This window comes from Corallococcus sp. 4LFB (genome assembly GCF_046520365.1).
GTDB lineage: Bacteria > Myxococcota > Myxococcia > Myxococcales > Myxococcaceae > Corallococcus > Corallococcus caeni.
This window is the reverse complement of sequence record NZ_JBKGHJ010000266.1, coordinates 1-11,653: the sequence shown is the minus strand read 5'-3', so window position 1 is coordinate 11,653 and position 11,653 is coordinate 1. Positions and strand designations below refer to the sequence as shown.

11 protein-coding genes are annotated in these 11,653 nt (G+C 70.1%); 2 read left to right on the top strand and 9 right to left on the bottom strand.

What is annotated here, in order from left to right:
• Positions 1-114 precede the first annotated feature (114 nt).
• From ACLEQD_RS25550 to treZ, 4 genes are all read right to left on the bottom strand, one after another.
• Positions 115-534 (bottom strand): VOC family protein, encoded by a 420-nt coding sequence (locus ACLEQD_RS25550; RefSeq protein ID WP_410387545.1) that lies wholly within the window; start codon positions 532-534, stop codon positions 115-117.
• A gap of 66 nt (positions 535-600) precedes the next feature.
• The gene (locus ACLEQD_RS25545; protein WP_410387543.1) at positions 601-2,031 is read right to left on the bottom strand and encodes a M20 family metallopeptidase; all 1,431 of its coding nucleotides are present in this window, start codon (positions 2,029-2,031) and stop codon (positions 601-603) included.
• Positions 2,032-2,184: 153 nt separating this feature from the next.
• Positions 2,185-3,462, bottom strand: a complete 1,278-nt coding sequence (locus tag ACLEQD_RS25540; protein WP_410387541.1) for a discoidin domain-containing protein — start codon at positions 3,460-3,462, stop codon at positions 2,185-2,187.
• A gap of 149 nt (positions 3,463-3,611) precedes the next feature.
• The gene (gene treZ, locus ACLEQD_RS25535; RefSeq protein ID WP_410387539.1) at positions 3,612-5,459 is read right to left on the bottom strand and encodes a malto-oligosyltrehalose trehalohydrolase; all 1,848 of its coding nucleotides are present in this window, start codon (positions 5,457-5,459) and stop codon (positions 3,612-3,614) included.
• A 219-nt stretch (positions 5,460-5,678) separates the two neighbouring features.
• Between treZ and ACLEQD_RS25530 the strand changes: the two genes are divergently transcribed.
• Positions 5,679-6,827 carry an AAA family ATPase gene (locus tag ACLEQD_RS25530; RefSeq protein ID WP_410387537.1) on the top strand — a complete coding sequence of 383 codons (1,149 nt, stop codon included), beginning with the start codon at positions 5,679-5,681 and terminating at the stop codon, positions 6,825-6,827.
• 129 nt (positions 6,828-6,956) lie between these two features.
• A complete protein-coding gene (locus tag ACLEQD_RS25525) occupies positions 6,957-7,334 on the top strand; it encodes a DUF5335 family protein (protein WP_410387535.1) in 378 nt (125 codons plus the stop codon).
• 18 nt (positions 7,335-7,352) lie between these two features.
• On the opposite strand, the gene ACLEQD_RS25520 is transcribed toward ACLEQD_RS25525, so the two are convergent.
• From ACLEQD_RS25520 to ACLEQD_RS25500, 5 genes are all read right to left on the bottom strand, one after another.
• Positions 7,353-7,871, bottom strand: a complete 519-nt coding sequence (locus ACLEQD_RS25520; protein ID WP_410387547.1) for a transposase — start codon at positions 7,869-7,871, stop codon at positions 7,353-7,355.
• Positions 7,787-8,380: a winged helix-turn-helix domain-containing protein gene (locus ACLEQD_RS25515; RefSeq protein WP_410387533.1), complete on the bottom strand. Its 594-nt coding sequence runs from the start codon at positions 8,378-8,380 to the stop codon at positions 7,787-7,789. The genes ACLEQD_RS25520 and ACLEQD_RS25515 overlap by 85 nt, the downstream gene beginning before the upstream one ends.
• Positions 8,381-8,517: 137 nt before the next feature.
• On the bottom strand, positions 8,518-9,333 hold the full coding sequence (locus ACLEQD_RS25510) for a matrixin family metalloprotease (protein WP_410387531.1): 816 nt from the start codon (positions 9,331-9,333) through the stop codon (positions 8,518-8,520).
• Positions 9,334-9,624: 291 nt separating this feature from the next.
• The gene (locus ACLEQD_RS25505) at positions 9,625-11,019 is read right to left on the bottom strand and encodes an MBL fold metallo-hydrolase (RefSeq protein ID WP_410387529.1); all 1,395 of its coding nucleotides are present in this window, start codon (positions 11,017-11,019) and stop codon (positions 9,625-9,627) included.
• Between the two features lie 243 nt (positions 11,020-11,262).
• On the bottom strand, positions 11,263-11,653 hold a 391-nt coding region (locus ACLEQD_RS25500; RefSeq protein ID WP_410387527.1), incomplete at its 5' end, for an HRDC domain-containing protein.

Sequence of the window (11,653 nt, the reverse complement as noted above, 5' to 3'; positions counted from 1 at the left end):
GAAGAAGCCGCCGTCCGCGTCGTCGCTGGGCATCAAGACGGGGCGCTGAGGCGCCTCCCCGTGCCGCCGGTCCGGCGGACCCGCAGCGACCGCCCGCGCCAGGCTGAAGCCCCCTCAGGAGCGCTTGGCCCGCGACTCCGCCGCCACCACGACGACGTAGCCGTCCGGGTCCTTCGCCCAGAACTCCCAGCGGCGCGAGTTCGGGTTCACGTGCGGCGCCTCCACCCACTCCACCTTCAGCGCCCGCGCCGCCTCCACGCACGCGTCGAAGTCCGTGGTCTCGAACCACAGCAGCACGCCGTGGCCTCGCGGCGCCGCGTCCGGCCCCATCAGGTTGGCATGCGCGTCCAGGTCCCACGCGTGGAGCTGGAGCACGAGCTCGCCGTTGTTCAGCAGCATCTCGTACTCGGGCCCGCCGTGCCCGCTCTCGCAGCCGAGCACCGCCTGGTACCACCGGCTGCTCGCCTCGACGTCGCGCACCGCGATGAGGGGCTGCGCCCGGACGTGGCCGGTGCGGCGGGGCTTGCTCGGCATGGGACGCTCCGGGAGCCAGGCTCGGAGAAGGACGGGGCCTTGGCGGCCCCGTCCTCCGGTGAGGCACTACCGCTTGAAGTGGTCCGCGACGACGCTCGCCACCGCGGCGGTCAGCTTCTTGCCGGTGGGGATGTGCAGGAACTCGTTGGGCCCGTGCGCGTTGCTGCCCGGCCCCAGCAGGCCCGTGATGAGGAACTGCGCCTCCGGGAAGCGCTCGCCCAGCATGCCCATGAACGGGATGGTGCCGCCCTCGCCCATCGCCATCGCGGGGTTGCCGAAGCAGGCCTTGGACGCGGACTCCACCGCGCGCGACAGCCAGCCGGCCAGCGGCGGCGCGTCCCAGCCCACCGACGCCTTGTCCCCGTCGAACGACACCTTCGCGCCGTACGGCGGGTCCTTCTCCAGCGTCTCCTTCAGCGCCTTCGCGGCCGCCTTGGGGTCCACGCGCGGCGGGATGCGCATGGACAGCTTCCACGTCGTGAAGGGGCGCAGCACGTTGCCCGCGCTCGCCAGCCCCGGCACGCCGTCCACGCCCGTCAGCGCCAGCGCCGGACGCCAGGTGCGGTTGAGCACCAGCTCCGCGCCGTCCGTCGTCACCGGGCGCGCGCCCTCCACCCAGGGGAACTTCGTGTACAGGTCGTCGCCCAGCGTCTGGGCGGCGGCCTTCGCCTGCTCGCGCCGGCCCTCCGGGATCTCCGTGTGCAGCGCCTGCACCTTGATGTGGCCCGTGGACTCGTCCTCCACGCGCGACAGCAGCTGCCGCATGATGCGCATGGAAGAGGCCACCACGCCCGTCGCGTCGCCGGAGTGCACGCCCTCCGTGAGGATGTCCACGCGCAGGTTGCCGGCCACCATGCCGCGCAGGCTGGTGGTCATCCAGAGCTGGTCATAGTTCGCGCAGCCGGAGTCCAGGCACACCACCAGCGACGGCTTGCCGATGCGCGGCGCCAGCGCCTCGATGTACGCGGGCAGGTCGTAGCTGCCGCTCTCCTCGCACGCCTCGATGACGATGGCGCAGCGGGCGTGCGGCACGCCCTGCTCCTTCAAGAGCCGCAGCGCGGACAGCGACGCGAACGCGGAGTAGCCGTCATCCGCGCCGCCGCGCCCGTAGAGCTTGTCGCCCTCGCGCACGGGGGTCCACGGCGTCAGGCCCTCGCGCCAGCCGGTCATCTCCGGCTGCTTGTCCAGGTGCCCGTACAAGAGCACGGTGTCGTCGCCGCGCGTGCCCGGCACCTCCATGTAGATGACCGGCGTGCGGTCCTTGCCGTCCGCCGTCTTCAGCCGCACCACCTCCACCGTGAGCCCCGGCAGGTGCGCGGCCTGCGCGCGGCACCAGTCCGAGATGAGCTGCACGGCCTGCTCCATGTGGCCGGTCTTCACCCAGTCCGGATCGAACGAGGGCGACTTGTTGGGGATGCGGATGTAGCGCTCCAGCGCCGGGAGGATCTCCTGCTCCCAGATGCGCTCGGACGAGGCGAGGGCTTGGTCGACGTTCATGGCGGCGCCATGCTGCCCACCCTGGCGCTCGCTGTCGATGGAAAGCCCCGCGTCCGGAGGCCCCGGGCACCCCGCCCCGGGCCTCCCCGCCCGCCCGGCGCGCGGCCTGCCGTCCTGCGTCAGGCCGCGTGCGGGTGGGATTTCACGCGGGGTTCAGGGCCGGATTTCGCGGACGCTCAACCACTTGAAGTCCACGTCCGTGGCGTTGTCCCAGCGGAACACCGCGATGGGGCCGCCCCAGGTGATGGGCATGCCCGCCACGGCGCCGCCGCAGTGCCCGGCGTCGCCGCCCCACTTGCCCGCGTCGGTGAAGTCGTAGGCCTTCTTCCACGTCACCTTGTCCGCGTTCTCGTTGACGTACAGCTCCAGCCTCACGGCTGGCTGGCCGCTGACGGTGACGTTGCGCATGACGGCCTTGAAGCCCACCCAGCGGCCCTTGAGCGCGGCGGTGGCCGTGACGTAGGGCGTCTGCTCGTAGGAGACGTGCCACGTCTCCTTCTCCCAGCGCGCGCGGCCGTCGTAGTGCAGGCCCGCCTTGTAGCTGCTGCCCTCGCAGCCGGAGTGGTCGTTGTTGTGCTTCCCGCCGCGCGCGTACCACGCGAAGTTGTCCTTCACGTCGGACACGGCGTTGACCTTCACGAAGCCGGTCATCTCGATGTTCTTCCAGTCGTTGGCCGCCTGCATGTAGCCGCGGCTCGCGAGCACGTCCCGGTCGTAGGTGGGAATCTTCCGGTCGTCGTAGCCCGTGGACGTGAAGACGCTCATCCGCACCGCCGGGTCCCGCATCTTCCAGGAGCCGTCGCTGTTGCGGGTAATCGTGTCCTGCGGGTCGAAGCGCGCATCCGCCAGCGCGTTGTCCGCCAGCGTCCACGCCTCGCCCCCTGACTTCGAGGGGTAGAGCTGGGTGACGCCGAAGCGGTCCTTGCCCGCCGTGGGCGTGGCGGCGGAGGTGATGGCGGCCCACTCCGCGATGCTGGCCCAGGTGTTGACGGAGTTGCCGTTGATGGTGACGCGCACGTAGCGGGCGTTGCGCGCGGTGAAGGCGTAGCGCTCGAAGCTGGCGGTGGTGCCGGACGACGTCCTGGAGACGGCGGTGGACCAGGTGCTGCCGTCCGTGGACGTGGCGATGACGAACGTGTTGGTGCGCTCGTTGCCCCGGTGCCAGGCGATGTCCACCGCGGACAGCGACTTCACGCTGCCCAGGTCGCCCCGGAGCCACTGCCCCACGCCGTCGCTGGACCAGCGCGTGGTGAGGTTGCCGTCGATGGTGGCGGATGGAAGGTTGCCGTCGTTCCCACTGGCGGTGACAGCGGTGAAGCCCGACGCGGCGAGCGCCGGTGTCGCGGCCCCGAGCAGCAGCAGCGCGCTCGTGGTGGTGACGTGACGCTTCCATCCCCCCCGGGACGACGGCGACGTATGGGATTGGGACAAGGTGTTTCCTCCTGGCGGCCGAGTACCGGCTCGCCCCCGGGGGCATTCCTTGTCGTTGCATGTTTCACGGACAGAAGCAGCGGCGGCCCGCCCCCTTGCTTCCAAGGTGACGGGCCGCGCGTGAAACCATGTCTGCCTTTGCGTGCGGGCTACTCGCGCAGCCTCACCACCGCGGCGGAGGGGCCCTCCAGCCGCACGACGTTGCCGGTGAGCGGGGAGCCCTCCACGGTGCCGCCGTAGCGCGGGTTCTCACTCCACGCGACGATGCCCGCGCTCGCGTGCGGGGGCAGCGTGTGCACCAGCGAGCCCCGGACGTTCACGATGACGAGCAGGGTGTCCCCTTCCGCGCGGCGCTCCAGCACGAACGCGTCCGGGCCCAGGGCGCGCGCGTCGTGCGTGCCCTGCCGGCTGGTGAGCACGGGCTCCGTGGCGCGCAGCCGCAAGAGCTCCTTGTAGAGCGTGTGCACGCCCCGGGCGTCCGCGCCGTCCAGCTCGTCCCAGTCCAGCGTGGAGCGGGTGAAGGTGTCGCGGGCCTGCGGATCCGGCACCTCCTCGCCCTTGAAGCGGGAGAAGCCGGCGAACTCCTTGCGGCGCCCCTCGGTGACGAGCTTGCCCAGCTCCGCGTCGTGGTCCGTGAAGTAGAGGAACGGCGTGCGCGCGTTCCACTCCTGCCCCATGAAGAGCAGCGGCGTGAAGGGCGACAGGAGCAGGAGCGTGCTCATGGCGCGGTAGGCGGCCGGGGACACGTCCTCCGACAGGCGGTTGCCGAAGGGCCGGTTGCCCACCTGGTCGTGGTTCTGGATGCAGTGGACGAAGTGCCACGGCCCCAGCCCCTTCGGGTCCGTGCCGCGCGCGTGGCCCAGGTTCCTGGATTTCTGGCCCGTGTAGAACCAGCCCTGACGCAGCGTCGCGGCCAGGTCCTCCGCGCTGCCGGTGTAGTCCTGGTAGTAGCCCTCGTGGTCGCCCGCGAAGGCGCGCCGCAGCTGGTGGTGCAGGTCATCCGCCCAGACGCCGTCCAGGCCGTAGCCGCCGTCGGACGCAGGGGTGACGAGCTTGCGCTCGTTGCGCTCGTCCTCCGCGATGACGACCACGCGGCGGCCGGAGCCGGCGGCGTGGGCGCGCTCGACAATCTCCGCCAGCAGGTGCGGCTGGCCGTCATCCACCAGGGCGTGCGCGGCGTCCAGGCGCAGGCCGTCCGCGTGGTAGTCGCGGATCCACATCTCCACGTTGGAGAGCACCAGCGAGCGCACGAAGCGGCTGCCCTCGCTGTCGTAGTTCACCGCGTCGCCCCAGGGCGTGTGGTGCTTGCCGGTGAAGTAGTGCGGCGAGTACGCGCGCAGGTAGTTCCCGTCCGGCCCGAAGTGGTTGTAGACGGCGTCGATGAGCACCGCGAGCCCGTGCGCGTGCGCCGCGTCGACGAGCCTGCGCAGCCCCTTCGGCCCGCCGTAGGTGGCCTGCGGCGCGAAGAGGTCCACGCCGTCGTAGCCCCAGTTGCGGGCGCCCGGGAAGCTGGCCACCGGCAGCAGCTCCAGCGTGTTCACGCCCAGCTCGCGCAGGTGGGCGAGCTTCGGGATGAGCGCCTCGAAGGTGCCCTCCGGCGTGGCGGTGCCCACGTGCACCTCGTAGATGACCAGCGCCCGCGGATCCGGCCCCTTCCAGTGCGAGTCCGTCCAGCCGTGGCCGGCGCTGACGACCTCCGACGGGCCGTGCACGCCCCGGGGCTGCGAGCGCGACCACGGGTCGGGGAACGGGTCTCCGCCGTCCACGCTGAGCTTGTAGCGCGCGCCCTCGCCCAGGTCCGGGGCGGCGCCTCCGAAGCAGCCGTCCGCCTCCGGGGTGAGCGGCAGCCTGCGCAGGACGCGGTCCTCCGCGTCGTAGAGGACCACGTCCACGCCCTGGTGGCCCGGCGCCCAGACGCGCCAGCGCACCGTGGAACCACCCTCCACCCACGCGCCCAGCCGGGGCGCCTGGGACCGTGCTTCAGTCGTATGAGCCATGTCGTGCCCCTGTTAATGCGCCAGCGGGGACACGGGGAGCACCCCGTGCGGCACCGGGACACCGCTGTTCACGGGCCGACCTCCGGGGGCCCCTGAGTGCGGACCGGCGGACGGAGGGCCACACGCCCTGGGGCCACGGGGGGATGGCTTGTCGCGCCCGGGCACGTCCCGGATGATGGGGCGCCCCGCCGCGCCCGCACCCTCCTGGAGCCCACTGCGATGTCTCCCCGTTCCGGCGTCGAACCCTCCGCCTTCCCCGAAGGCCCGCCCATCCAGGAGCGCGTGGCCGCGCTGGAGGTGCTGTCGCCGAAGGAGATCGACGCGCGCCTGGGCGACCTGGGCTACCGGGGCCAGCCCGAGGCCCGCCGCGCCGCGTCCGTGCTCGCGTACCGCCACCTGCGCCGCATCCGCCGGCTGTACCTGGAGGGGCTGGAGCCGGAGCCCGGCACCCGCGAGAACGCCCTGTTCCTGGGCCCCACCGGCTCCGGCAAGACGTTCCTCGTGGAGCTGCTGTTCCGCGAAATCCTGGGCGTGCCCACCGTGCTCGCGGACGCCACCCAGTTCTCCGAAACGGGCTACGTGGGCGACGACGTCAGCACGCTCCTGTCCCGCCTCTACGAGGCCGCGGAGCGCGACGCCGAGTGGGCCTCCTGCGGCGTCATCTGCATGGACGAGTTCGACAAGCTCGCCACCAGCCGCTCCGACAGCCGCTTCTCCGGCCAGCAGACCACCAAGGACGTGAGCGGCTTCGGCGTGCAGCGCAGCCTGCTGCACCTGCTCTCCGCGGCCCAGGCCACCTTCCCGCCGGACTTCGGCTTCACCAGCCGCATCCGCTCCGAATCCCTGGACATGGGCTGCATCACCTTCATCGCCTGCGGCGCCTTCAGCGGCTTCCGGGGCACCGCGGAGACCATGGCCCACGTGGAGCGCGTGGGCTTCGGCCGCGAGCCGGGCAAGGGCGGACTGAAGGACCTGGAGTCCATCGCCACGCGCATCACGGAGGAGCACCTGGAGAACACCACCGCGTTCTCCCGCTACGGCTTCATCCCGGAGCTCATTGGCCGCTTCAACCGGCTGGTGTCCTTCGCGCCGCTGGACGCGGCCACGCTGGGGGACATCCTCCAGGACACCGTGCTGCGCACCTGGGAGCGCGAGTTCGCCCACGAGGGCCTGCAGCTCACCGTGGACGCTGGCGTGCGCGAATGGATTGTCGCCCGCGCCATCAAGCGCGAGACGGGCGCCCGCGGCCTGCGCACCGCCCTGGCCCCCGTGCTGGAGCAGGCCGCCTACGAGCACTTCGGCCACGGGAAGGCCGCCACGGTGCGCCTGGTGCTGAAGGACGACGCCGTGCACGCCGAGCGCGGCTGACGCAGGGCAGCCGACATGCCGGGGCCCGGTCCGCGGGGTCCCCGGGGCGTCGTTCAGCCGGGCCCGTTCTTCACCCGCGAGTCAGACGCCTTACGGTTGAGGCACACGACAGGCGCGCGGAGGCGGCCCATGGCACACATCAACCAGGAAATCCCCCGGGAGCAGTGGGCGAGCTACCTCGCCGGCATCAGCAAGCAGGACGCCACCCAGTGGGTGCGCGTGGAGTCCATTGACGCGGACACGGGCGACCAGCCCCTGGCCGACCGGCTGCCCCTGGTGGACATCTCCCTGGAGACGAAGGGCAGCGACTCCGGCGCGGTGCAGATCATCGTGGGCCGCGAGGACGGACGCATCACCCACCGCATCCTCGAACCGGACCTGCTCATCGCGGAGGTGGACAGCCAGAGCGGCGCGCTGGAGTGCCTGGAGATTGGCGAGCGCGGCGGCAAGACGCTCATCTTCTTCGAGCGCCCCACCGAGGCCGAAGAGGTGTCCGCCCGCTTCTAAACCGCCTCGGGTAGTCTGCTAAACGCGGAGGCGAGCGTGCCTGAACAAGGAGCGAAGAACCTGCGGACGGCTTTGCAGCCTGCGGAACTCGCTCCTTGTCAGGTGACGAAGCTCGGCGACATCGCGAGGGAGAGCGTTTAGGAGCCTTCCCTTCACCCAGCTGTTGCAGCCCTCTTCGGGATTCAATTCCGGTGCATAGGAGGGCAGCCACTCCACCTGGAAGTCGTCGGGATGGAGTGAGAGCCAGTCCTTCACCTGCCTTGCTCGGTGTGCCGCCAGGTGGTCCCAGATGATGAGCAGCGGGTTCCCTACGCGCTTGCGGAAGTAGCGCAGCGCGAAGAGGACCTGCTGCGCATGAATGGCCCCCTCGAAATGGCGCGCCAGAACTTGGGGCTGTCGCCACTGTGTCGGCGCCACCAGCAAGACGATACTCGACACCTCACGTCGTCTACTCAGGCGGTGGAGCGTGGGCGCAGTGCCGATGGGCGCCCATGTGGTGCCGAGGCGGGCTCGAAACGTGCTGCCCGTCTCGTCCAGGAAGGCAATCGTCCTGCCGCTTCTTCGAGCCCCCTTTTGATGCGTGGCCAATCCCGCTTCAGCCAGGCCTCGATAAAGGCCTCATCTCGCTCTCGAGCTTGGGAGCGAGGCCGATGGGCCGAAAAGCCCAGGCGGTGCAGGGGCTCGCTGAGGGAAGCCGGGTGGTACCCGACGCCCCATCTTCGCTGGATGAACTGAGCGACCCTTGGAAGAGTCCAGCGCTCGGTGGGAAAACCGGCCTTGAGTGCACCGGCTTCCAACGGTCGCGCCAACTGCCTCCATTGCGCCGGCTTCAGGTACGAGGGCCGCCCTTTGTGGGGCTTGCGCCACAGTGCCTGCAGGCCCTCTTCGCGCAGTCTCTTGCTCCACTGGGAAACGGCTCCACGCGTCACCCCCAACTCGTCGGCGACATCCACTGGACGCCAGCCCGACTCCAGAAGCGAGGCAGCCAAGAGCCGCCGCGCTTCCAGTTGCCCGGGCGTCAGCCTGAACGGATGCTGAGACCCCATCGTCTCCCCCTCTCACCCATTCAACTACGCTGGTGTTTAGGGGACATCCTGAGGCGGTTTAGAAACGGCACGGGGCCAGCGGGGGCGTCGCGAAGACGCTCCCACCAGCCCCTGCCCCCTCAAGGGTGCTGCTCAGCTCACGGGTACAGCGAGCGGGCACCCTGCTTGTCCAGGGAGGTCAGCACGAGGTCGCCCGTCTGGGTGCCGTTGCACTGCGGGTAGTGCATCACGGACGCGCGGTCGTAGGTGGAGGTCAGCGCGCGCCACTGGTTGTCCTCGTAGCAGCCGCTCGCGGTGGAGCGGGTGTGCTCGTGACGGAAGCCCAGCGTGTGGCCCAGCTCGTGGCGCAGCACGCCCGTGAGCGTCCAGGCGCCCAGGTTGCCGAAGGCGCTGCTGTTCACGAGGACGTTGCGGCCGGAGCGGCTGGAGTTCGGGAAGAACGCGCGCGCCACGTAGGACTGGCCGCTCACCGGACGGATGTCGAACAGCACGCCCGTCTGGGACGCGGTGCAGGACGCGTCGTACTGGGACAGGTAGGTGAAGTTGACGCTCGCGGTGGCCTCCCAGGCCGCCGTCGCGCTCGCCATCGCGTTCACCATCTTCGTCTTGTTGGAGCCGAAGTTGTTGCTGATGCAGTAGGTGAGGTTCAGCTTCTGGCTGCTGCTCCACTTGATGTCGCCGCCGATGTAATAGACGGCCAGCCCGTCCTGCGACTTGCCCAGCTGCGCCTCGACGACGTTCTGGAAGTAGGCCTTGAGCTCCTCCTCGGACTCCAGCGCCTCGTCACCGTTGACGATGATCTTCCCGCCCTCCCACGGCTCGCGGTAGGCGTTCGCCTGGAACTCCTCCCACGTGGGCTTGACCTCGGACTCCTGCGCCGTCTCGGGACCACCGCACGCGGCACCGAGCAGCGAGACACCGGCCAGCATCGCAACAGAGCGGAACTTGAGCATCGGGAACTCTTCCTGTGTCCTTCGGGGGATGCGCGGCCACCGCCTGGCCTTCCCGCCAGCCGCGGACAGCCGCGCGCCGGGCCATTCAGCAACTGCCGGGCCAACGGGGCTTCACAGGGAGAAAAACAGGAAACGCGAGGATAGCTGGAGCGCTCCCACTCCAGCCCTCCTTCGTCAACCGTCACTTCGTGTGACGTTCACAGCGGCAAACCCCTGGAACCAGGAAGGTTTTCACCAGGACATCCCTCTGTCCGGGAGTTGGACAGGGGGATGTCCTGATTCCAGTCACTTCTAGAGGATGGCGCGGCGCATCTTCCAGTAGGTCTCCTTGGCCATGCGGAAGGTGTTGGAGCCCGGGGGCAGCAGGGTGCGCAGCAGCTCCGCGGACTGGGTCTGGAGGGGGCGCACGCAGTGGGCATCCAGCTGGTGGCGCAGGTAGCCCACCATGTCGCGGCCGCGGTACTCGTTGAAGTAGTTGCGCAGCTCCGCGGCCGTGCGGGCCTTGCCGTTGTCCGCGTACTTGGCCACGTAGGGGCTGAAGTCCGGGTAGAGGCTGCCCTTGCCGAAGCCGCCGTGCACGGTGGTCTTCATGAAGTTGCCGATGAGCAGGTCGTCGAACACCTGGTACTTCACGGCGGTCATCAGCGAGTTGCGGGGCGCCTCGAAGGTGATGCCCTTGTGGAAGCGGCGCGTGTTGAACTCGATGACGTGGTCCTTGCCGCCCACGCGGAAGCGCACGAAGTCCAGCACGGTGCCCAGGTGCTCGACGGCGCGGAAGTACTGCTCCAGCTGCTTCGCCTCGTCCGCGTCCAGGCACTCGCTCCAGTCATCCCCGTAGTCCTTGGGGTCCACCGGCTTGATGGCGCGCTCCCTGGGGTTGATGGAGACGGAGGAGTCGTTGGTGAAGTCGTGGCGCAGGAAGGCCGGGAGCATCTCGCAGGTGTTGGAGGCGAAGCCCCGCGCGTAGTCCGGCAGCGTGGTGGTGTACTCGGAGCACCAGACGCTGTCCGCGCGCTGGTACTTGTGCATGGAGCTGAAGGGCACGAAGTAGCGGACGCCGTAGGTCTCCGCCATGCGCGCGATGGTCTGCCCCACGGGCGTCTTCGCCGCCGCGTACGGGAGGATGCGGTTCCCGTCCTCGGTGAAGAAGTTCATCATGTCCGCGTCGCCGTAGCCGGACAGGGCCAGGAGGTACGTCTCGCTGTACTCCTTGATGACCCGGCGCACGAAGCGGCCCTGGCCGCGGTCCCCGGCGTCGTTGAGGTTGACGATGAGCCGGCCGCCCACCTCCACCAGCAGCACCGCGTCCTGGTTCACGTCCGGCAGGCACAGCACGCGGATGCGCGGGGACAGGCGCGTCCACTGACGGTCCGCGAGCACCTGGACGCGGAAGCCGGCCTCGCGCAAGTCATCGCGGATGCGGCCGCCGAAGTGGTTGGGGACCAGGAGGGTGCGCGTGCGCAGCTTCTCCAGCGACGCCATGCTCAGGTGGTCCGGGTGGCCGTGCGACAGCCACACGAAGGGGCAGTCGAGGATGGCCTGGCGCTGCTCGTCGGGAACCTCGTGGGACAGCGTCCAGCTGCCGAAGTAGGCGTCTCCGTCCGTCCAGGGGTCGGTCACCAGCACCGGCCCGTTGTCGTGACAGATGAGTGTGGCGTTGCCGATCGTCTCGAAGCCCAGTTCCATTGTGCGCGCCCCCTTGAACCCTCACGCCGCTCCCATTGCGCGTGTGGGTGAGAAGGTGGCACCCGGACCTTGGCCTACAAGCTTGGGAAACAAGCTTCACGCCCGGCCGCACGCCCTCCGCGCCTGCGGCCCAGGAAGAGGCTTTCCCTTGTCAGGCGGTTCGGGGCGGACGGGAGGGCCCTCAGCGGGCCCTGGACTGGAAATCCGCCTGTCCCCTGTCCACCGCGAGACACGGGGCGGCCGTCAGCGGCGGGACACGAGCGAGAGGATCTGCGGGCCGTAGCGCTCCGTGAGGGTGGGCCCCACGCCGTGGATGGACATCAGCTCCGCGCCGCTGGAGGGCCGGGCGCTGGCGATGGCGTCCAGCACGCGGTCGGTGAGGATGCGGAAGGCAGGCACCTTGCGCTTGCGGGCCTCGGTGAGGCGCCAGGCCTTGAGGGACTCCACCAGGGCGGGGGACGCCGGTGGCGCCGGGTAGCCCGGCTCCGGCGGCGCGTTGCGGGACGCGTTCCACGAGGCCCGGGGCCCGGGCCCGGCGACGGCTCGGACAGGCTGCGTGCCCGCCAGCCGCTCCGGGCCGCAGGGGGTGCGTCCGTGGGGAAGGCTCCCTGGTGGAAGTCCGCGTCGACGGCGG